Source organism: Xanthomonas bonasiae, from assembly GCF_014836395.1.
Lineage (GTDB): Bacteria > Pseudomonadota > Gammaproteobacteria > Xanthomonadales > Xanthomonadaceae > Xanthomonas_A > Xanthomonas_A bonasiae.
This window is the reverse complement of the sequence record NZ_JACSQX010000002.1, coordinates 252,622-273,973: the sequence shown is the minus strand read 5'-3', so window position 1 is coordinate 273,973 and position 21,352 is coordinate 252,622. Positions and strand designations below refer to the sequence as shown.

Sequence of the window (21,352 nt, the reverse complement as noted above, 5' to 3'; positions counted from 1 at the left end):
CCGCTTCGGTACCGCATGCCTGCTGTAGGGCGCCGAGTCTTTCGGCAACCGGGATGAGCATGGGCTGGCTGGGTAGGGTGCTCGGCAGGCTACGCCAGGGCCGATCGCGGAAACACGGCAGGATGCAGGCCAGGTTGGATGAGCGCGATGCCTCCCCGCGGATGCAGCAGCGTGGGGGCGGCTCAGGCCACCTGTGTCTGCGTCGCCTGCAGCAACGAGACCTGCATCAGCGCCTGCTGGTAGGCCTTGTAGGCGGCCTCGTTGTAGGCGACCAGGATCACCCGCTTCGGCACCGCATGCGCGCGCTGCCAGGCGGTGGTTTCGGCCACCGCGATGCGCGCGGCCTGGTGCAGCGGATACCCGTAGACGCCGCAGCTGATCGCCGGAAACGCCACCGAGTGCAGGCCCATCTGTTCGGCCAGGCGCAGCGAGCGCCAGTAGCAGTTGGCCAGCAGCGCCTGTTCGTCGTGCGCGCCGTCGCGCCATACCGGACCGACGGTGTGCAGCACATGGCGTGCCTTGAGCCGGTAGCCGGCGGTGGCGCGAACCTCGCCGACCGGGCAGCGCACGCCGGGCTTGAGTTCCGGAAGCCGCAGGCATTCGTCCAACAGCTGCGGACCGGCGGCGCGATGGATCGCCCCGTCCACGCCGCCGCCGCCGAGCAGGGATTCGTTGGCGGAGTTGACGATGGCGTCCACGTCCAGTTCGGTGATGTCGCCTTGCCAGATTTCGATCTTCATGCCGGGATCTTTATGGGATTCCAATGATGGAAACGTGATGAACGTGGAGTTCGCGCCGCGCCGATGCAACGGCGGCTTAACTGGCGAACGGCAAGACTGCAGCGTCTTCATCTCAGCGCCTGCGACATGAACCGGAACCAGCCGTCACCCCCCATCGCCGAGGCCCTGGCGCGTGGCGAGATCGTCAAGGCAATCAAGCTGTTGCGCGCGCAGAGCGGCATGGACCTGCGCAGCGCCAAGCTGCAGGTGGACGCGTGGCTGCAGGCCGGGGCGGCGCAGGCGGTCGCGGAGATGCTCGACCGGCATGCCGGCGCCGCCCAGACCCCAACCGGGGCATCGCTGCGCGCGGACACGGATCGGTTGCCGCCGGCGGCGTTGCTGGCGCTGGGCCAGGGGCAACTGCTGCAGGCGATCAAGCTGACCCGCGAGCAGCATCCGGGCATGGGCCTGCGCGAGGCCAAGGAATTGGTCGAGCGTTACCGCGACCGCAATGCGCCGCGCGCAGGCACGCCGCCGACCGTGGCCGGCGGCGACCGCCCCGGCGCGTGGCTGTGGGGCATGCTGGTGCTGCTGCTGGCTGCCGCGGTGACCTTCTGGTGGTTGCGCGGCTAGCGGGATTGTTCTGCTGACGGTTTGCAGGTTGAGGGAGCGACTTCAGTCGCGACGGGCTTCGCCAGCAAGGCCCGTCGCGACTGAAGTCGCTCCTGCAAGCAAGGTAGTGGGGTCGGAAACTTGCCGAGGCGAGCGCAGTTGCGCTGCAACGCGACGCCATCCGATTCGCCGCGCGGCGCAGCCTACAGCCAGCGCCTCACCTGCGCGCAATAGCGGGCGTAAGCGCTGCCGAAGCGCTCGCGCAGGCGCGCCTCCTCGAACGGGATCACCACGCGTTGTAAGGCAAGTAACGGCAACGGCAGCAGCAGGAGCGCCCACGGCCAGCCGATCTGCACGCACAGGCCGACGTAGCTCAGCACCAGGCTCACGTACATCGGGTTGCGCGTGTAGCGGTACGGGCCGCGCAGCACCAGGCTGGACGGCGCACGCTCGGGCAGGATCGTGGTACGGCGCTGCGCGAACAGCACGAAGCAGGCCAGCGCCAACAGCAGGCCGGCGCCGGCGATGACGCCGCCCGCGATCTGTATCCACGCCAGTGCGCGGCCCTGCGGCAATGGCAGGGAGAGCATGCGTTGCAGCAAGGCGCCAAGCAGCAGCGCGACGAAGAAATGCGCCGGCGAAGTCGAGCGCACCAGCAGCGGCACGTGTGCAGATCGGCAATGGTCCGGCCTCGAAACTCGATTGCTCAACGCTCCCTCCCCAGTTCCAAGGCTCCTAGCGCGGCTACTTTACCGTGTCGTCGCCTGCAGGCGTCAAGGCGGACGTGCCTGGGGAAAGGTGGCGAAAGCTACACTGCTCGACTCGAATAACGAAGCATTGTGTCGAAGGAAGAGGCATGAGCGAATTGGCGGACTTCCATCTTTTCTGGGGCGCTGCGATGGGGGTGGCGGAAAAGCTATCCGCGTCGGTGGAGGAGGGTGCGGACGATTTCGTCAAGGGTCTTTACGGCGAATACGTCGCGCAGGGTTCTCCGAAAAACAAGAAGAAATGGTTGTCGGAGCGCCTGAAAAATGAGTTCCTTTGTTTGAACGAGAAGCCGGTGTGGGTGGGTGAGCCGGCCTGGGCATACCATCAGGGACAGCCCATGGTGTTCCTGCACCAGGTGCTGGTTTCGCCTTCGGCGCAGCACATCAAGGAAAAGCTGTCGCTTGGCGATACCGTCTACGTGTTTGGATCGAGGCATCGTCTCGAGAGGCCGGGCGAGGAGTGGTCTGACGTTTATCGGACGGTGGTCCAGACCTCCGAAGGCAACACCGCATACGAGATCCTGCAATAGGGGCGTTGCAGATCCGGTGCTCGGCTGGCGAGGGGGCATATCGCTGGCAGGGCCGGGGACGCCGGCCGCAGTCGCAGGGTGCGCACGTTGCGCTTGCCGATGCGCCGTTGCCGAGACGGTTGATGGTGCCTTCGGCGCAAACCCCGCTACCCTAGGCGACCCGCTCCGATGCCGGCATTCGCCAAAGCGTCGGCATTGTGGGCGCGCTGCGAAGCGCCTCGCATTCCCTTCTTTGCCGGTCCCGATCCATGTCCACACCGCAAGCTTCCGCCGACACCGCCTCCGTTTCGCGCCGCCGCGTCATCCTCGAAGACGACATCGACGGCTTCACTCCCGCGCAGCTGCTGTTGCTGCAATCGCCCGAGGTCGAGGTGCTCGGCATCTCGGTGGTCAGCGGCAACATCTGGCGCGATGAAGCGCTGGCGCACACGCGCCGCCTGCTGGAAATCGCCGGGCGCGGCGAGGTGCCGGTGCTGCCCGGGCCGGTGCATCCGCTGCTCAACAGCGAGCTGGCCACCGAGCGCTGGGAGGCGCTGTACGGCAAGCTGCTGTGGAAGGGCGCGTGGACCCGGCAATGGATCGAGCACGACACCGTGCAGAGTTCGCCGCGCTACCACGCGCACGACGTGGTGCCGGACCTGGCGCTGGGCAATCCGTCGGTGGTGCACGTCGCGGACGAGCCGGCGGCGCTGTTCATGCTCCGCAAGGTGCGCGAGTTTCCCGGCGAGGTCAGCATCGTCGCCACCGGCCCATTGACCAACCTGGCGCTGGCGCAGCGGCTGGATCCGCAATTCGCGTCGCTGGCCAAGGAACTGGTGTACATGGGCGGCAGCCTCAACCCGCGGCAGCGGCGCGACAGCGTGTCGGCGCGGCAGTTCGCGCGCGAGTTCGTCAATTCGCCGCGGCGCGAATTCAACATCCGCTGGGATCCGGAAGCGGCGAGCATCGTGATGCGCTCGCCGTGGCGCAAGATGGTGATGGTGCCGGTGGATCCGTCCACCGCCACCGAGCTGACCCCGCAGCTGCTGGCGCGGATGAGCGCCGCCGACACGCCGATCGGCCAGGCGCTGCGCCGGCGCGAGCCGGGGTTCCCGCTGTGGGACGAACTGGCCACCGCGCTGTGGCTGCAGCCGGAGCTGGCCACCGTCAGCGAGACGCTGTACATCGACACCAATACCGAATTCGGCCCCGGCTACGGCGACATCCTGTCGTGGGCGCCGGGCTACCAGCCCGGCCTCGGCGAGCAGGCGCAGCAGGTGGTGCGCGAGGTCGATGTGGACGCGATCGAACGTCTGTTGGTGGAACGGCTGACCGCGCCGCAGCCGCCGGCGCTGGGCGTGCCGTTGCCGGGCTGAGGCATTCCAACGCGACTGTAGGCAGAGGGGGAGTCTTGCGCGAACCGCGCGTCGCAGGCGACCCTGCGGATCGACAGCGCGCGTCGGCCCCCACTCATCGAGACAACCGTCATGCAGATTCCACAGACGTGGCAAGCCGGCATCCAGCGCAATACCGAGTTGCTGCGTGGCTACGCGCAACTGCTGCAGGAGTTCTCCGCGCCGCCGCTGCCGCCAACCGCGGATGGCGCCGGCGCCATCGCCACGCTGGTCGCGGCCACGCGCGCCGATGGCGCGGCCGCGCAGCGGCACGCGCAGCAGGCGCTGGCGCAGATCGAACGCGGGAATCCGCGGTTGTGTGCGGTGACGCGGCCGTTGCCGGCGCGTGCCGAGGCCGATGCCGCGCGCGTGCAGGCGGCGCTGGCCGGCGGCGGCGAGGGCGGTGCGCTGGCCGGGGTGCCGTTCGTGGTCAAGGACCTGTTCGATGTGGCCGGCCTGCCGACCACGGCCGGCGCCGCGTTGCGCGCCGCCGTGCCGCCGGCCACGCACGATGCGGCGGTGGTGCGGCGCCTGGCCGATGCCGGCGCGGTGCTGGTCGGCACCGCCAACATGGACGAATTCGCCTACGGCTTCGCGACGGTCAACGCGCACTACGGCACCACTGCCAATCCGCACGATCTGCAGCGCCTGGCCGGCGGTTCTTCCGGTGGCTCGGCCGCAGCGGTGGCGGCGCGCTGGGTGCCGTTCGCGCTGGGCTCGGACACCAACGGCTCGATCCGCGTGCCGGCGGCGCTGTGCGGCATCTACGGGCTGCGCCCGAGTCACGGCAGTCTGGAGATGGACGGCGTGTTCCCGTTCGTCGAGGCCTTCGACGTGGTCGGCCCGTTCGCGACCTCGGTCGCCGACCTGCGCACGGTGTACGCGGCGATGCGCGGGCACAGCCTGGCGCCGGTGGACACCGCTGCGTTGCGCGTGGCGCGCCTGGGCGGCTGGTTCCAGCGCAACCTCGATCCGGAGCTGGAGGCCGGCCTGGCCGCGCTGCATGCCGCGCTCGGCGGCCATGCGCTGCGCGAACTGCCGCAGGCCGAGCGCGCGCGCGCCGCGGCGTTCGTGATGACCGCGGCCGAAGGCGGCTATCGCCATCGCCAGGCGCTGGCCACGCACGGCGCGCGTTTCGATCCGGCCACGCGCGATCGCCTGCTCGCCGGGCTGCAGCTGCCGGCGGCGGCCATCGCCGATGCCCAGCGTTTCGGCGCCTGGTTCGCTGGCGCGATGCAGCGGCTGTGGGACGAGGTCGATGTGCTGCTGGCGCCGGCCACGCCGTGCGCGGCGCCGCGCATCGATCAGGAGACGATCCAGATCGACGGCGTGGCGGTGTCGGCGCGCGCCAACCTCGGCATCTTCACCCAGCCGCTGGGCCTGGCGCGTTGCCCGGTGCTGGCCGCGCCGCTGTACCGTCCCGGGCGCCTGCCGCTGGGCGTGCAACTGATCGCCGCGCCGGGACGCGAGGACCGCCTGTTTGCGCTCGCCGCGCAGCTGGAACGCGATGGCCTGATCGGTTCGACCCCGCCGTCGCTGGAGCCGCGCTGATGCTGCACACCTTGCGTTCCCGGCGCGGCATGGTGGTCGCGCCGCACCATCTCGCCGCGCAGGCCGGGCGCGATGTGCTGCGCGACGGCGGCAACGCGGTGGAAGCCGCCGTGGCGACCGCGGCGTGCCTGGCCGTGGTCTATCCGCACATGACCGGCATCGGCGGCGACGGCTTCTGGCTGATCGCCGAAGCCGACGGCCGCGTGCAGGCGATCGATGCCTGCGGCCGTGCCGCGCAGGCGGCCACGCTGCAGCACTACGCCGGGCAGGCGGCGATTCCCTGGCGCGGTCCGGGCGCGGCCAACACCGTCGCTGGCACCGTGTCCGGCTGGGCGCTGGCATTGCAGCAGAGCGACGCGCAGCTGCCGCTGCAGCGCCTGCTTGAGGACGCCATCCACCACGCCGCGGCCGGCGTGCCGGTCACCCTCGGCGGTGCCGGCGTCGCCGCGGCCAAGAGCGCCGAACTGCGCGTGCAGCCGGGCGCCTATGCGGCGATCTTCGAAGCTGCCGGCCGGCCGTTGCGCGAAGGCGAGCTGCTGCGCCAGCCGCAGCTGGCCGCCACGCTGCAGCGCCTGGCCGCGGCCGGCCTGGACGATTTCTACCGCGGCGCGCTGGCGTCCGACATCGCCGCCGACCTGCAGGCCCTGGGCAGTCCGCTGCGCGCCAGCGACCTGGCCGCGCACCGAGCCGAGGCCAGCGTGCCGCTGTCGGTGGCGATCGCCAGCGCGCGCCTGTACAACCACGCACCGCCGACCCAGGGCCTGGCCTCGCTGCTGATCCTTGCGTTGTTCGATCGTCTGGCCGTCGACCAGGCAGACGGCTACGCGCACCTGCACGGGCTGATCGAAGCGACCAAGCAGGCGTTCCTGGTGCGCGACGCGCACGTCGGCGACCCGGCCTGGATGACGCTGGACGCGCAAGCCTTGCTCGACGATGCCGGCGCGCTCGACGCGATGGCCGCACGCATCGATCCCGCGCGCGCGCTGCCGTGGCCGCAGCCCTCGCAGGCCGGCGACACGGTGTGGTTCGGCGCGATCGACGGCGCCGGCCGCGCGGTCAGCTGCATCCAGTCCACCTATTTCGAATTCGGTTCCGGGCTGGTGCTGCCGCGCAGCGGCATCGTCTGGCAGAACCGCGGCTGCAGCTTCCGTCTCGCCGCCGACGGTTGGAACGCGCTGGCGCCGGGGCGCAAGCCGTTCCACACGCTCAATCCGGCGCTGGCGCGCTTTGACGACGGCCGGCTCATGGCCTACGGCACCATGGGCGGCGAAGGCCAGCCGCAGACCCAGGCGGCGCTGTTCAGCCGCTATGCGCGTTTCGGCATGCCGTTGCAGCAAGCGCTCAGCGCGCCGCGCTGGTTGCTCGGCCGCACCTGGGGCGAGGACAGCACCACGCTCAAACTGGAGGACCGGTTCGATCCCGCCGTGGTGCAGGCATTGCGCGCGGCCGGTCATGTCGTCGAACTGTTGCCGCCGTTCACCTCGGTGATGGGCCACGCCGGCGCGCTGGTACGCGAGACCGACGGCACGCTGTGCGGCGCCAGCGACCCGCGCAGCGATGGCGCGGTCGCGGGCTGGTAGCTAGCGTCTGCGGCTTGCGATGGCAATGTCCCACGACAGCGAAGTCCTCGCCCGCGCCAGAGCGCTGGTGGATGCGGCGATGACCGATCCGCAGCGCTGCTCCGCGCATCTGGCACAGGCCGAGTCGTTGCTCGTCGCCGCAGCGGCGTCGGCACCGGACGATATCGCGCTGCTCACCTGCCTGGGCGCGGTGCGCTGCGATCTGGGGAACTACGGCGATGCGGTCGAGGTGTTGCAGCACGCTGTACGGCTGCGTTCGGACGACCGCAACACCTACTTCAATCTCGGCGTCGCGCTGCTCAACAGCGGCAGGCGCCGCCAGGCCATGGACCGCTTCCGGCAGGCGGCAACGCTGCAGGGATCGGCGGCGACCTGGGAAACCTATTTCGATCCTCATGCGCAATGAAGCGCGACGTGCGCCATGCCGGCGAAGAACAAAGCGAGCACACGCCGCGCCGCCGCCGACGCTTCCATACTATGGCGGTCGCGCGACGACGCAGCCGCTTCCACGCCGAGCGCCAGGCCCCACAGGAACCGAAGCCGCCATGCCGACCTTCTCCCGCTTCACCCGCTATTTCATGGAAGTGGCGCATTGGCGCAGCATCCGCCGCGCCTCCGAGGCGCTGCATGTGTCGGCGTCGGCGATCGACCGGCAGATCCTCAAGGCCGAGCAGGAGCTGGGTGTGCAGTTGTTCGAGCGCCTGCCGAGCGGCTTGCGCCTGACCAGCGCCGGCGAGTTGCTGCTGGTCGATGTGCGGCGCTGGGAGAAGAGCTATCAACGCACGCTGGAGCAGTTCGACGAACTGAAGGGCCTGCGCCGCGGCCACGTCGAGATCGCGATGATCGATGCGTTGAGCGAGGGCATCGTGGTCGATGCGCTGGCGCAGCTGATCGACGAGCACCCGGGCCTGACCTTCGGCCTGCAGACCGAGGACAACCAGAAGGTCGCCGACAAGGTCGTTGCGGCGGAGGTGGACTTCGGCCTGCTGTTGGACCCGGTCAGCGGCATCGATCTGGAGGTGGTCGCCTTCGCCGAGATTCCGCTGGGCATCTGCATGCCGGTCGGGCATCCGCTCAGCGGTAAGGCCAGCCTGCAATTGAACGAGGTCCTGGACGACCATCGCCTGCTGCTGCCGGCCGCGCCGCTGATCGTCAACGAACACGCCAAGGTGGTGTACCAGCGCCAGCACATCGACACGCGCCGCTGCATCCGCTGCAACGACGTGCGCACGCTGCGCGCATTGGTGCGCCAGGGCGTGGGCGTGGGCTTGCTGTCGCAACTGGATGTGCTGGCCGATCTGGCCGACGGGCGGCTGGCCTTCGTACCCCTGCGCGAAGGCCTGGCCAAGCCGATGACGCTGTCGCTGTGCGTGGCCCCGCAGCGGCAACTGTCCAAGGCCGCGCAGACCATGCTCAAGGCGCTGGCGCCGCGCGTGGAAGCGATCCTGGAGCCGCGCTAGCCGGGAGCGCCGTCGAGGTTGAAGCCCCTCCTGCACGTGCACCGCCAGCCCACGACATCCCTGTAGGAGCGGCTTCAGCCGCGACCGATTCCTACCGGCGCCAGCCAAGGTCTGCCGTTTAGAACGCCCACAGCGCAGCACACGTATTCCATCCTCTGCACGCGAATGAGCGCGCGGACCGTCGTCGCGTTGCATTTTTTGCACTGCCTGTGCGCGAAAACGGTGTTTGCCCGGTTTCGGTGCGGTTCGTATAGTGCCTTGAGCCCGGCAAAAGCTGTGTTCCCTGGGAATAAGCTTTTGAATCGAAAGAACTTCCTTCGGCGCGTGGCGCCGGTGAAGGTTCCCGCCGAGCGCCTGTCCCGTCCGCCCGACTTCCAAGCGAACCCCGTCATGCGCGACACCCTTCGACATCCCGGCCACCACGGCGGCCGCACCTGAGCCGGCAGCGGCCATGCTGATGCCGGCGTCCCGCCCAGGCCTGCGTGCGGTCGCGCGCTGCGACGCGCTCGGCGTGGCGCCGTATAGCGACACCGCCGACGGCCTGTTCCGCGGCTGGCTGAGCCCGGCGCATCGCGCCAGCGTGGCGGCCGTGGCCGAGTGGATGGGCGAGGCCGGCCTGCACACCCGCATCGACCCGGCCGGCAACCTGCTCGGCCGCTACGAGGGCGTCGCCGCGCAGGCGCCGGCGCTGCTGATCGGCAGCCACCTGGACAGCGTGCGCGATGCCGGCCGCTACGACGGTCCGCTCGGGGTCATGCTCGGCATCGAATGCGTGGCTGCGCTGCATGCGCAGGACCGCCGGTTGCCGTTCGCGATCGAAGTGATCGCCTTCGGCGACGAGGAAGGCTCGCGGTTCCCGGCGTCGATGCTGAGCAGCCGCGCCGTCGCCGGCACGCTGGATCCGGCGGCGCTGCAGGTAAGCGACGGCAACGGCATCGCGCTGGTCGATGCGCTAGCCGCCTGGGGCCTGGACATTGCGATGGTGCCTAACGCGGCGCGCGCGCCGCACAGCGTGCTGGCCTATCTGGAAGCGCATATCGAGCAGGGGCCGGTGCTGGAGGCCGAGGGCCTGGCGCTGGGCGCGGTCAGCGGCATTGCCGCGCAGCGGCGCTATCGCGCGCTGCTGGTCGGCCGCGCCGGCCATGCCGGCACCACGCGCATGGATCTGCGCGCCGATGCGCTGGCCGCCGCCGCCGAATGCGTGCTGGCGGTGGAGCAGGTGGCGCGCAGCGGCCCTGCGGACCTGGTGGCCACGGTCGGGCGCCTGCAGGTGGCGCCGGGCGCGGTCAACGTGGTGCCGGGGCGGGTCGAATTCTCGATCGACGTGCGTGCTGGCGACGACGCCGTGCGCGATGCGGCGGCCGAGGCGATCACGCAACGCCTGCATGCCATCGCCGCCGCGCGCGGCGTGCAGTTGCAGCTGCACTGCGTACAGGACCTGCCGGCCAGTCCCTGCGCTCCGCGCCTGGTCGCCGCGCTGGAAGCGGCGATCGCCGCGCAGGGCATCGCGCCGCGGCGGCTGGTCTCCGGCGCCGGCCATGACGCGATGGTGATGGCGGCGCTGTGCCCGACCGCGATGCTGTTCCTGCGCTGCGCCGGCGGCGTCAGCCACCACCCGGCCGAACACGTGGATCCCGCCGATGCCGATCTGGCGGTGGCGGCGATGCTGCACTTCATCGAGTCCCTGGGAGACACCCTTGTCCGTTGACCCGCTGCACGCCGACCTGTTCGGCGAAATCGATCCGCCGCAACGCCTGCTGATGGGCCCGGGCCCGGTCAACGCGCATCCGCGCGTGCTGCGCGCGATGTCCGCCGACCTGCTCGGCCAGTTCGATCCGGAAATGACCGGCTACATGAACCAGGTGATGGCGCTGTACCGGCCGCTGTTCGGGACCGAGAACCGCTGGACCTTCCTGGTCGACGGCACCGCGCGCGCCGGCATCGAGGCGGCGCTGGTGTCGCTGGTGGCGCCGGGCGATCGCGTGCTGGTGCTGAACTTCGGCCGCTTCGGCCTGCTGCTGGGCGAGATCCTCGGCCGCATCGGCGCGGTGGTCGAGAACGTGGAGGCGCCGTGGGGCGAGGTGGTGCCGATGGACGCGGTGGCCGATGCGATCGAACGCTTCGCGCCGAAATTGGTCGCCTGCGTGCATGGCGACACCTCGACCACGATGGCGCAGCCGCTGGACGGCCTCGGCGCGCTGTGCCGCGCCGCCGGCGCGCTGTCCTATGTCGATGCCACCGCGACCATCGGCGGCATGCCGATCGCCAGCGACGCCTGGGGCGTGGACGTGGTCACCGGCGGCCTGCAGAAGTGCCTGGGCGGGCCGTCCGGCTCGGCGCCGATCACCGTGTCCGCGCGCGCCGCCGAGGCGATCTTCGCGCGCCGCCACGTCGAGCGCGGCATCGTCCGCGACGACATCGCCAACGGCAGCGGCGTGCGCATCGGTTCGAACTATTTCGACCTGGCGATGGTCATGGACTACTGGTCCGACAAGCGCCTGAACCACCACACCGAGGCCACCAGCATGCTATACGCGGCGCGCGAGTGCGCGCGCGTGGCGCTGCAGGAAGGCCTGCCGGCGCGCTTCGCCCGCCATGCCGCGGCCGGCCGCGCGGTCGCCGCCGGCGCGCGTGCGCTGGGTTTGCAGGTGTTCGGCGACGACCGCTACCGCATGACCAACGTCACCGGTGTGGCGATTCCCGCCGGCATCGACGGCGAGGCGGTGCGGCGGCGCATGCGCGAGGATTTCGAGATCGAGATCGGCACCGCGTTCGGCCCGCTGCAGGGCAAGCTGTGGCGGATCGGCGCGATGGGCTACAACGCGATGAAGCACAAGGTGCTGATCACCCTGGGCGCGCTGGAAGCGGTGCTGCGCGCCGAGGGCCATGCCTGCGCACCGGGTGCCGGCGTGGATGCGGCGCTGGCCGCCTGGCATGCCGACGGAGCGCAGGGATGACGAGCGCGGCGCGCGACCTGGTCGGCTACGGCGCGCAGCCGCCGGACCCGCGGTGGCCGGGCGGGGCGCGGGTGGCGCTGCAGTTCGTCGTCAACTACGAGGAAGGCGCCGAAAACGGCGTGCTCAATGGCGATGCCGGCTCGGAGGCGTTCCTGTCGGAGATGGTCGGCGCGCACAGCCAGCCTGGCGCACGCGCGATGGCGATGGAGAGCCTGTACGAATACGGCAGCCGCGCCGGCTTCTGGCGGCTGCAGCGGCTGTTCGCCGCGCGCGGCGTGCCGGTGACGGTGTTCGGCGTGGCGCAGGCGCTGGCCGCCAATCCCGAAGCGGTGCAGGCGATGCACGACGCCGAGTGGGAGATCGCCAGCCACGGCTTGCGCTGGATCGATTACCAACAGGTGCCGGAGGCGACCGAACGCGCGCATATCGCCGCCGCGATCGCGCTGCACACGCAGGTCACCGGTGCGCGCCCGCTGGGCTGGTACCAGGGCCGCACCAGCCCCAACACCGCGCGGCTGGTGGCCGAGGAGGGCGGCTTCGTCTACGACGCCGACAGCTACGCCGACGACCTGCCGTACTACGACCGCCGCCATGGCCGCGCGCAACTGGTGGTGCCGTACACGCTGGACGCCAACGACATGAAGTTCGTCGCCTACAACGGCTTCGCCGACGGCGAACCGTTCTTCCGCTACCTGCGCGACAGCTTCGAGCAACTGTGCGCCGAAGGCGGGCGGATGATGTCGGTGGGCCTGCACGGACGCATCGCCGGACGTCCGGCACGCGCGCTGGCGCTGGCCCGCTTCGTCGATCATGCGCTGGCCAGCGGCCAGGCCTGGATCGCGCGGCGCATCGACATCGCCCGCCACTGGCAGCAGGTGCATCCGGCATGATCGTCGACGCGCCCGAAGTGCTGGCCGAAGTGCAGGCGGCGTTCGCCGACTACGAGCGTGCGCTGATGGCCGACGACGTCGCCGCATTGGACCGGCTGTTCCACGATGCGCCGACCACGGTGCGCTATGGCGTCGGCGAAGCGCTGTACGGCGCCGAGGCGATCCGCGCATTCCGCCGCGGCCGCGGCGGGTCGCCGCAGCGGCGCCTGTTGCGCGTGCAGATCGTCGCCTACGGGCGCGACTTCGCCACGGCCGATGCCGAATTCCTGCGCGAGGGCGCGACCCGGCCCGGCCGCCAGAGCCAGAGCTGGGTGCGTTTCGCCGACGGCTGGAAGGTGGTATCGGCGCATGTGTCGCTGCAGGGCGACCACGCATGAACGGCGTGGACTGGAATGCGCTGCCCGAGGCCGAGTTCGTCGCGCGCCTGCACGCGCTGTTCGAGCATTCGCCGTGGGTGGTGCAACGGGCCGCGGCACGGCGCCCGTTCGCCGACCTGCATGCGGGCCTGCTGCAGGTGCTGCACGCGGCCAGCGCCGACGAGCGGCTGGCCTTGATCCGCGCGCATCCGGAACTGGCCGGCAAGGCCGCGATCGACGGCAGCCTCACCGCGGCCTCGGCTGCCGAGCAGGCGCAGGCCGGGCTGGATCGGCTCACTGCGGAGGAATTCGCACGTTTCCATGCACTCAATGCGGCCTATCGCGCGCGCTTCGATTTTCCGTTCATCGTCTGCGTGCGGCTGACCGACAAGGCCGGGATTCTCGCTGCGATGCAGGCGCGGCTGGCGAATACGCCTGACACCGAGATCGCCACCGCGCTCGACGAGATCGGCAAGATCGTGCGCTTGCGGCTGGAGGCCCTGCAATGAGCGCCGCGGCAGCCGGCGGTTTGCAAGCGTTGTCGGCGCAGGTCGCGCGCGAGCTGCAGTGGCTCGGCCATGGCGGCTCCGACTGGACCCGGCCGCAGCAGCATGGTGCGGAGCATGTCTACGACGTGGTCGTCGTCGGCGGCGGGCAGAGCGGGCTGGGCGCGGCATTCGGCCTGATCCGCGAGCGCATCGCCAATCTCCTGGTGATCGACGAGAACCCGGCCGGACTGGAAGGGCCGTGGGTCACCTATGCGCGCATGGTCACCCTGCGTACGCCGAAGGAACTGAGTGCGCTGGACTTCGGCATGCCGTCGCTGACCTTTCGTGCCTACTGGGAAGCGCTGCACGGCACGCAGGGCTGGGACGCGCTGGGCAAGATCCCGCGCGCGGACTGGATGGACTATCTGCGCTGGTACCGCGAGGTGCTGGGCCTGCCGGTGCGCAACCAGGCGCGACTGCTGCGCATCGAACCGCTGCCGGCGCAGCGCCTGCAGCGGTTGCACCTGGCCGGCGGCGACAGCCTGCTCGCGCGCAAGGTGATCCTGGCGACCGGCATCCAGGGCGGCGGGCAATGGCATGTGCCGCCGCTGGTGGCGCAGAAACTGCCGCGCTCGCGCTACGCGCACACCTCCGAAGCGATCGACTACGCGGCGCTGGCCGGGCGCCGCATCGGCATCCTCGGCGGCGGCGCGTCGGCGTTCGACAACGCCCAGCACGCGCTGGCCGCAGGCGTCGGCGAAGTGCACGTGTTCCTGCGCCGCTCGGAACTGCCGCGGGTCAACCCGATCCGGCACATGGAACGCAGCGGCATCATCCCGCGCTTCGCCGCGCTGCCCGATGCCGACAAGTACGCGATGATGTCCACGTTCTTCCGCCACAACCAGCCGCCGACCAACGACACCTTCGAACGCGCCGCGGCCTGGCCCAATTTCCGCCTGCATCTGGGCAGCCCCTGGCAGGACGTGGCCGAGGACGCCGACGGCGTGCTGGTGACCACGCCGCACGGGCGCCTGCGGTTCGATTTCGTGGTGCTGTCCACCGGCCTGGTCACCGATCCGGCGCTGCGCCCGGAACTGGCCGCGGTGGCCGACGGCATCGCGCGCTGGTGCGACCGCTACCGTCCGCCGCAGGGGCAGGAGGTGCCGCTGCTCGACGCGCATCCCTACCTGGGGCCGGGCTTCGAACTGTTGGCGCGCGCGCCCGAGCACGCTTCGGCGCTGCACGGCCTGTTCGCGTTCAACTATTCCGCGCTGCTGAGCCTGGGCCTGTCGGCGGCGGCGCTGTCCGGGCTCAAGCACGCGTTGCCGCGGCTGGTGAAGGCGGTCGCCGACCAGTTGTTCCTGGACGACCGCGAGGCGATCGTCGGCGCCTACATGGACTACGCCGAACCCGAATTCGTCGGCCAATGGCCGCTGCCGCAACTGGAGGAACGCGTCGGATGAGCACGCTATCGACCCATGTGCTGGACCTGAGCCGCGGCGTGCCCGCCGTCGGCGTGGCGGTGCGGCTGTTCGCCGGCCAGACGCTGCTGCATGCCGGCGTCACCGATGCCGATGGGCGCTGTCCGGCGCTGCGCGAACTGACGCTGGCGGCTGGCCGCTATCGGCTGGAATTCGCGGTGGCCGACTATTTCCGCGGCCAGGGCGTGGCCTTGCCCGAGCCGCCGTTCGTGGACGTGGTGCCGATCGCGTTCGGTCTGGCCGATGCCGCGCACTACCACGTGCCGCTGCTGGTCTCGCCGTTCGGCTATTCCACCTACCGGGGCAGCTGAGATGGACGCGGTGCGGTTCCTGCTCGATGGGAAAGTCCTGGAACTGGATGCGGGGGATCCGACCGCCAGCGTGCTCGATCTGCTGCGCTACCGGCTCGGCCGCACCGGCAGCAAGGAAGGCTGCGCCGAGGGCGATTGCGGCGCGTGCACGGTGCTGGTCGGCGAGCTGGCCGGTGCCGACGGCGCCGAGCGGGTGCGCTGGCGCGCGCTCAACGCCTGCATCCTGTTCGTGCCGATGCTCGACGGCAAGGCGCTGCTGACCGTGGAGAGCCTGGCCGCCGGGGGGGCGCTGCATCCGCTGCAGGACGAATTGGTGCAACGCCACGGCTCGCAATGCGGCTTCTGCACGCCCGGGTTCGTGATGTCGCTGTACGCGCGCAGCATCGGCGCGCTGGGCACCGAGCAGGCGGCGGTCGCCGACGTGATCGCCGGCAATCTGTGCCGTTGCACCGGCTATGGCCCGATCCTGGAGGCCGGCGCGGCGGTGCCGGTCGCGCCCTGCGACGATGCGGACACGCTCGCCGGCTTGCGCGCGCTGCGCCGCCGCACCGCGCTGGCGCAAACGCATGCCGATCCGGCGGCCGGCCGCGTGCGCCGCAGCGTGGCCCCGCGCAGCGCCGACGAACTGGCGGCGTTGCTGCTGGAACGTCCCGACGCGCGCCTGGTCGCCGGCGCGACCGATGTCGGCCTGTGGGTGACCAAGCAGCAGCGCGTCCTCGACGATGTGGTGTTCATCGGCGACATCCCCGAGTTGCGCGAATTGCACGAAACACCCGACGGTCTGAACATCGGCGCCTGCGTGCGCTACAGCGAAGCGCATGCCGCATTGGCCACGTTGCACCCGGCGCTGGGCGAACTGCTGCGGCGCATCGGCGGGACCCAGGTGCGCAACGCCGGCACCATCGGCGGCAACATCGCCAACGGCTCGCCGATCGGCGACATGCCGCCGGCGCTGATCGCGCTCGGCGCCACGCTGACCCTGCGTCGTGGCGACGCACGGCGCAGCTTGCCGCTGGAGGAGTTCTTCCTGGCTTACGGCCGCCAGGCACGGCTGCCCGGCGAGTTCGTCGAAAGCGTCCACGTGCCGCGCCCGGCGGCCGCCACGCTGTACCGCGTGGACAAGCTCAGCAAACGCTTCGACAGCGATATCTCCGCGGTCTGCGGCGCGTTCGCGCTATGCATCGCCGATGGTGTGGTGACGCAGGCGCGGATCGCTTTCGGCGGCATGGCCGGCATTCCGCAGCGCGCGCGTGGCGCCGAACAGGCGTTGCGCGGCCAGCCCTGGAGCGAGGCAACGCTCGAGGCCGCCGCGGCCACGCTGGCGCAGGACTTCAGCCCGCTCAGCGATGCGCGCGGCTCGGCGGCGTATCGCCTGGCGGTGGCCGCGAACCTGCTGCGGCGGTTGTGGATCGGGCATGCGCATCCGCACGAACCGCTGTCGGTGCTGGCCTTGGAACTGGTCGATGGCTGAGGTCCCGACCACCGCGGATGCGGCCTTGCCGCAGGTGCAGCGTTCGCTGCGCCACGACAGCGCGCAGGGGCATGTCAGCGGGCAGGCGCGCTACATCGACGACCTACCCGAGCCGCCGGGCATGCTGCATCTGGCGTTCGGCCTGAGCGAACACGCGCATGCGCGGCTGCTGCGCATGGACCTGGCGCCGGTACGCGCGGCGCCCGGCGTGGTGGCGGTGTTCGCCGCCGCCGATATTCCCGGCGAGAACAACGTCGCCCCGGTCGCGCACGACGATCCGCTGTTCGCGCGCGACGACGTGCTCTATCACGGCCAGCCGCTGTTCGTCGTCGCTGCCGACAGCCACGCCGCGGCACGGCGCGCCGCGCGGCTGGCGCTGGTCGAGTATGCGCCACTGCCGGCGCTGCTCAGCATCGCCAAGGCGCGCGCCGCCGGTGCGGCGCTGGAGCCGGCGCAGCGCATGGCGCGCGGTGGCGACGTCGATGCCGCCCTGGCCGCGGCGCCGCGGCGCTGCAGCGGCGCGCTGGAGATCGGCGGGCAGGAGCATTTCTATCTGGAAGGGCAGATCGCCGTGGCGTTGCCCGGCGAGCAGGGCCAGCTGCATGTGCTGTCCTCGACCCAGCACCCGAGCGAGGTGCAGCACCTGATCGCGGAACTGCTCGGGCTGCGCAGCGCCGACGTGACCGTGGAGGTGCGGCGCATGGGCGGCGCGTTCGGCGGCAAGGAGACCCAGGCGGCGGCGCCGGCCGCGGCCTGCGCGCTGGTCGCCGCACTGACCGGGCGCCCGGCCAAGCTGCGCTACGACCGCGATGACGACATGCGCATCACCGGCAAGCGCCACGACTTCCTGGTCGACTACAGCGTCGGTTTCGACCACGACGGCCGTATCCTGGCGCTGCGCCTGGAACTGGCCTCACGCTGCGGCGCCACCACCGATCTGTCGCTGGCGATCAACGACCGCGCGATGTTCCATGCCGACAACTGCTACTGGCTGCCGGTGGTGGAGATCATCTCGCACCGGCTGCGCACGCACACCGTGTCCAACACCGCGTTCCGCGGCTTCGGCGGGCCGCAGGGCATGCTGGCGATCGAGCGGGTGCTGGACGCGGTCGCCGCCGCGCTGGGCCGCGATGCGCTGGCGGTGCGCCGTGTCAACCTGTACGCGGCGCCGGACCGCAATGTCACTCCCTACGGCATGACCGTGGAGGACAACGTCGCGCCGGCGCTGATCGAGGAACTGGCTGCGCGCACCGATTACGCCGCACGCCAGGCGGCGGTGGCCGCATTCAACGCGCGCCACCGGGTGCTGAAGAAAGGCCTGGCGCTGACCCCGGTGAAGTTCGGCATCAGCTTCACCACCAGCCACCTCAACCAGGCCGGCGCGCTGGTGCTGGTCTATGCCGACGGCTCGGTGCAGCTCAACCACGGCGGCACCGAGATGGGCCAGGGGCTGATGATCAAGGTCGCGCAGATCGTCGCCGACGTGTTCGGCATCGAGACCGAGCGCGTGCGCATCACCGCCACGCGCACCGACAAGGTGCCCAACACCTCGGCCACCGCGGCGTCCTCGGGTACCGACCTCAACGGCATGGCCGCCTACAACGCGGCCAGCGATATCCGCGCGCGCCTGGCGGCGCTGGCCGCCGAGCGCAGCGGCGTGGCGCCGGAGCAGGTGCGCTTCGCTGCCGGCAAGGTCGTCGCCGGCCACCTGGAACTGGAGTTCGGCGCGCTGTGCCGGCAGGCGCACATGGCGCGCATCTCGCTGGCGGCCAGCGGGTACTACGCCACGCCGAAGATCTACTACGACCGCGCCAGCCACCGCGGCCGCCCGTTCTACTACTTCGCCTACGGCGCGGCGCTGAGCGAAGTGGTGATCGACACGTTGACCGGCGAGCACAGTGTGCTGGCGGTGGACGTGCTGCACGACGTCGGCCGTTCGCTGAATCCGGCGATCGATCTGGGCCAGATCGAGGGCGGCTTCGTCCAGGGCATGGGCTGGCTGACCACCGAGGAACTGGTCTACGACGCGCACGGCCGGCTGCTGACCCATGCGCCGTCCACCTACAAGATTCCCACCGCCAGCGATCGCCCGGCGCGGATGGACATCCGCCTGTGGCAGGCCGGCCGCAACGAAGAGGCGACCATCCATCGTTCCAAGGCGGTCGGCGAACCACCGCTGATGCTGGCGATCTCGGTGTTCTCGGCGCTGACCCAGGCGGTGGCCGCGGCGGTGTCGGGTGCTGGCGTGCCGGCGCTGGACGCGCCTGCCACGCCGGAACGGATCCTGGCCGCGATCGCGGCGGGCAACGCCGATGCGCGCTGACTGGAGCCTGCAGGCCGAAGCGGCATTGGCGCGTGGTGCGACCGCGTTGGTCACGGTGCTGGCCACCGCCGGTTCGACCCCGCGCGAGGCCGGCACGCGCATGCTGGTGAGCGCCGACGGCAGCATCGGCACCATCGGCGGCGGCGTGCTCGAGTGGCGCGCCTGTGCGCTAGCGCGCGAGTTGCTCGCGCAGCCGCCGGGCAGTTGGCTAGTGCAGGACTACACGCTGGGCGCGGTCGCGCCGGCGCGCGCGCTGCACTGCAACGGTGCTTGCGCGGACTGCGCGGGACACGCCCAGGCCGACGACCTGCTCGGCCAGTGCTGCGGCGGCCGCGTGCGCCTGCTGCTGGAGCGGCTGGATCCGGCGCGCAGCGACTGGCTGCAAGAGGCGACGTTGGGACGCACGTTGCTGACCCGGCTGCTGCCTGACCGCCTCGATCACCGCATCGGCGATGCGCCATCGCAAGCGCTATCGCTGCGTGCACCGGCGCCCACGGCCGGCGCGCTGCTGGCGCAGGCGATCGGCCCACGGCGCACGCCGCTGTATCTGTTCGGCGCCGGCCACGTCGGCATCGCCATCGCGCATGCGCTGCACGGCCTGCCGTTCGCGCTGGACTGGTCCGATCCGCGCGCGGAGCTGGCGGCTGCCGCCGGCGCGGCGCATCTGGACGAATCCGCATTGCTCGCGCGCGCCGGCGCCGCATCGGACGACGCGCTGCTGCTGATCCTGACCCACGATCATGCGCTGGACTATCGGCTCACCACCGCGGCGCTGGCCGGACGTGCCGGCTTCGTCGGCCTGATCGGCTCGGCCTCCAAGCGCGCGCGGTTCCTGTCGCGATTGCGCCACGACGGCCTGGGCGACGCCGCGCAGGCGCGGCTGACCTGTCCGATCGGCCTGCCGGGGATCGAGGGCAAGGCCCCGGCGGTGATCGCGGTGGCGGTGGTCGCGCAGTTGTTGCTGCGCACATCGGCGTTGGCGGCGCAGCGTTCGATCGCGGATCAGGCGCAAGGGGACGGGCTGCCGCTGCCCCAAGCTGTGCTCGCCGCACGCTGACATCGCCCTTGTAGGAGCGGCTTCAGCCGCGACGAGCGAAGTGAGAGAGGCTCGACTTCGGACACAGCCTGTCGGGGCTGAAGCCCCTCCTACAGTGCACCCAGCCGGCTGTCCGAAGGCGCATGTAGGAGCGGCTTCAGCCGCGACGAGCGAAGTGGGGAGGTTCGACTTCGGGCACAGCCTGTCGGGGCTGAAGCCCCTCCTACAGTGCACTCAGCCCGCTGTCCGAAGGCGCATGTAGGGGCGGCTTCAGCCGCGACGAACGCAGCGGTGTACTTTCCGATGCCGGAAAGCGTCGGGACTGAAGTCCCTCCCACAGTGGACCCTGCCGAGTTGGAATGGGGTCGGGGCCGAAAGCCCCTCCCTGCGCGACGCGACGCCACGCCGCTGTGATACTGCCAGGCCAGGCCAGGCCAGCGTAGCCGCACGCTGCGGCCGCGCCGTACCACGCGCCGTTACGGCAGCCCGGCCAGCCAGTCGTCGTCGGAGCCTTCGTTGATGTCGGCGAACAGCGGGGTGGAGAAGTAGCGCTCGCCGGTGTCCGGCAGCATCGCCAGGATCACCGAACCGGGCGCCGCGGTCTCGGCCACGCGCAGCGCGGTGGCCACGGTGGCGCCGCCGGAGATGCCGGTGAAGATGCCTTCCTCGGCGGCAAGACGGCGCGAGACGGAGATCGCATCGGTGTCCTCCACGCTCAGCACTTCGTCGTAGACCTCGCGGTTGAGCACCTCGGGCACGAAGTCCGGGGTCCAGCCCTGGATCTTGTGCGGCTTCCACTCCTGGCCCTGCAGCAAGGCCGCGCCGGCCGGCTCGGTGGCGGTGATGCGCACGTCCGGACGCGCCACGCGCAGCACTTCGCCGACGCCGGTGAGGGTGCCGCCGGTGCCCCAGCCGCTGACGAAATGATCCAGCCGGCGGCCGGCGAAATCGCGCAGGATTTCCGCGGCGGTGGTGCTGCGGTGGTAGGCGGGGTTGGCCGGGTTGGCGAACTGGCGTGCGAGGAACCAGCCGTGCTGCTGGGCCAGTTCCTCGGCCTTGCGCACCATGCCGCTGCCGCGCTCGGCGGCCGGGGTCAGGATCACCTTGGCGCCGAACGCGCGCATCAGCTTGCGGCGCTCGATCGAGAAGGTCTCCACCATCGTTGCCACGAACTTGTAGCCGCGCGCGGCGGCGACCATCGCCAGGGCCACGCCGGTGTTGCCGGAGGTGGCTTCGACGATCGTATCGCCGGGCTTGAGCAGGCCCTTGGCCTCGGCGTCGAGCACGATCGCGAGCGCCAGGCGGTCCTTGACCGAGCCGCCGGGATTGAACGCCTCGACCTTGACGTACAGGCTCACCTGCTCGGGCGGCAGGCGGTGCAGCTTGACGATCGGGGTATGGCCGATGGTGTCGAGGATGTTGTCGTAGATGGCCATGCGCAGGGTCT

At 70.9% G+C, this 21,352-nt stretch carries 20 protein-coding genes; 17 read left to right on the top strand and 3 right to left on the bottom strand.

Annotated elements, in window-relative coordinates; genetic code table 11:
- Positions 1 to 182: 182 nt before the first annotated feature.
- Positions 183 to 740 carry an O-acetyl-ADP-ribose deacetylase gene (locus tag H9658_RS03985; RefSeq protein WP_191824429.1) on the bottom strand — a complete coding sequence of 186 codons (558 nt, stop codon included), beginning with the start codon at positions 738 to 740 and terminating at the stop codon, positions 183 to 185.
- 126 nt (positions 741 to 866) lie between these two features.
- Here H9658_RS03985 and H9658_RS03980 point away from each other — a divergent pair, with 126 nt between their 5' ends.
- Positions 867 to 1,352, top strand: a complete 486-nt coding sequence (locus H9658_RS03980) for a hypothetical protein (protein WP_191824428.1) — start codon at positions 867 to 869, stop codon at positions 1,350 to 1,352.
- Between the two features lie 182 nt (positions 1,353 to 1,534).
- On the opposite strand, the gene H9658_RS03975 is transcribed toward H9658_RS03980, so the two are convergent.
- Positions 1,535 to 2,041, bottom strand: coding sequence for a methyltransferase family protein (locus H9658_RS03975; RefSeq protein ID WP_179566793.1), 507 nt, complete (start codon positions 2,039 to 2,041; stop codon positions 1,535 to 1,537).
- A gap of 146 nt (positions 2,042 to 2,187) precedes the next feature.
- Here H9658_RS03975 and H9658_RS03970 point away from each other — a divergent pair, with 146 nt between their 5' ends.
- From H9658_RS03970 to xdhC, 16 genes are all read left to right on the top strand, one after another.
- The gene (locus tag H9658_RS03970) at positions 2,188 to 2,628 is read left to right on the top strand and encodes a hypothetical protein (protein WP_191824427.1); all 441 of its coding nucleotides are present in this window, start codon (positions 2,188 to 2,190) and stop codon (positions 2,626 to 2,628) included.
- A gap of 248 nt (positions 2,629 to 2,876) precedes the next feature.
- The gene (locus H9658_RS03965; RefSeq protein ID WP_191824426.1) at positions 2,877 to 3,983 is read left to right on the top strand and encodes a nucleoside hydrolase; all 1,107 of its coding nucleotides are present in this window, start codon (positions 2,877 to 2,879) and stop codon (positions 3,981 to 3,983) included.
- A 111-nt stretch (positions 3,984 to 4,094) separates the two neighbouring features.
- Positions 4,095 to 5,552: an AtzE family amidohydrolase gene (locus tag H9658_RS03960; RefSeq protein ID WP_191824425.1), complete on the top strand. Its 1,458-nt coding sequence runs from the start codon at positions 4,095 to 4,097 to the stop codon at positions 5,550 to 5,552.
- Positions 5,552 to 7,132 (top strand): gamma-glutamyltransferase family protein, encoded by a 1,581-nt coding sequence (locus H9658_RS03955; protein WP_191824424.1) that lies wholly within the window; start codon positions 5,552 to 5,554, stop codon positions 7,130 to 7,132. The genes H9658_RS03960 and H9658_RS03955 overlap by 1 nt, the downstream gene beginning before the upstream one ends.
- Before the next feature lie 79 nt (positions 7,133 to 7,211).
- Positions 7,212 to 7,538, top strand: coding sequence for a tetratricopeptide repeat protein (locus tag H9658_RS03950; protein WP_225209726.1), 327 nt, complete (start codon positions 7,212 to 7,214; stop codon positions 7,536 to 7,538).
- A 139-nt stretch (positions 7,539 to 7,677) separates the two neighbouring features.
- Positions 7,678 to 8,592: a LysR family transcriptional regulator gene (locus H9658_RS03945; RefSeq protein WP_179566781.1), complete on the top strand. Its 915-nt coding sequence runs from the start codon at positions 7,678 to 7,680 to the stop codon at positions 8,590 to 8,592.
- A 451-nt stretch (positions 8,593 to 9,043) separates the two neighbouring features.
- Entirely contained in the window at positions 9,044 to 10,300 is a 1,257-nt protein-coding gene (locus tag H9658_RS03940; protein WP_191824422.1) for an allantoate amidohydrolase, read from the top strand.
- A gap of 52 nt (positions 10,301 to 10,352) precedes the next feature.
- Positions 10,353 to 11,549, top strand: coding sequence for a pyridoxal-phosphate-dependent aminotransferase family protein (locus tag H9658_RS03935; protein ID WP_225209756.1), 1,197 nt, complete (start codon positions 10,353 to 10,355; stop codon positions 11,547 to 11,549).
- Positions 11,546 to 12,439 carry an allantoinase PuuE gene (puuE, locus tag H9658_RS03930; protein ID WP_191824421.1) on the top strand — a complete coding sequence of 298 codons (894 nt, stop codon included), beginning with the start codon at positions 11,546 to 11,548 and terminating at the stop codon, positions 12,437 to 12,439. Before H9658_RS03935 ends, puuE begins: the two co-directional genes overlap by 4 nt.
- A complete protein-coding gene (gene hpxZ, locus H9658_RS03925) occupies positions 12,436 to 12,816 on the top strand; it encodes an oxalurate catabolism protein HpxZ (protein WP_179566773.1) in 381 nt (126 codons plus the stop codon). Before puuE ends, hpxZ begins: the two co-directional genes overlap by 4 nt.
- Positions 12,813 to 13,304: a 2-oxo-4-hydroxy-4-carboxy-5-ureidoimidazoline decarboxylase gene (gene uraD / locus H9658_RS03920; RefSeq protein ID WP_191824420.1), complete on the top strand. Its 492-nt coding sequence runs from the start codon at positions 12,813 to 12,815 to the stop codon at positions 13,302 to 13,304. Before hpxZ ends, uraD begins: the two co-directional genes overlap by 4 nt.
- Positions 13,301 to 14,746, top strand: coding sequence for an FAD/NAD(P)-binding protein (locus H9658_RS03915; RefSeq protein ID WP_191824419.1), 1,446 nt, complete (start codon positions 13,301 to 13,303; stop codon positions 14,744 to 14,746). The genes uraD and H9658_RS03915 overlap by 4 nt, the downstream gene beginning before the upstream one ends.
- Positions 14,710 to 15,075: a hydroxyisourate hydrolase gene (gene uraH, locus H9658_RS03910; protein WP_191824418.1), complete on the top strand. Its 366-nt coding sequence runs from the start codon at positions 14,710 to 14,712 to the stop codon at positions 15,073 to 15,075. The genes H9658_RS03915 and uraH overlap by 37 nt, the downstream gene beginning before the upstream one ends.
- A gap of 1 nt (position 15,076) precedes the next feature.
- Positions 15,077 to 16,546, top strand: a complete 1,470-nt coding sequence (xdhA, locus tag H9658_RS03905) for a xanthine dehydrogenase small subunit (RefSeq protein ID WP_191824417.1) — start codon at positions 15,077 to 15,079, stop codon at positions 16,544 to 16,546.
- Positions 16,539 to 18,869, top strand: coding sequence for a xanthine dehydrogenase molybdopterin binding subunit (gene xdhB / locus H9658_RS03900; RefSeq protein WP_191824416.1), 2,331 nt, complete (start codon positions 16,539 to 16,541; stop codon positions 18,867 to 18,869). The genes xdhA and xdhB overlap by 8 nt, the downstream gene beginning before the upstream one ends.
- Positions 18,859 to 19,926 (top strand): xanthine dehydrogenase accessory protein XdhC, encoded by a 1,068-nt coding sequence (xdhC, locus tag H9658_RS03895; RefSeq protein ID WP_191824415.1) that lies wholly within the window; start codon positions 18,859 to 18,861, stop codon positions 19,924 to 19,926. Before xdhB ends, xdhC begins: the two co-directional genes overlap by 11 nt.
- Before the next feature lie 455 nt (positions 19,927 to 20,381).
- Here the strand turns inward: xdhC and cysK are convergent, their stop codons facing one another.
- On the bottom strand, positions 20,382 to 21,341 hold the full coding sequence (cysK, locus tag H9658_RS03890) for a cysteine synthase A (RefSeq protein WP_191824414.1): 960 nt from the start codon (positions 21,339 to 21,341) through the stop codon (positions 20,382 to 20,384).
- Between the last annotated feature and the right edge of the window lie 11 nt (positions 21,342 to 21,352).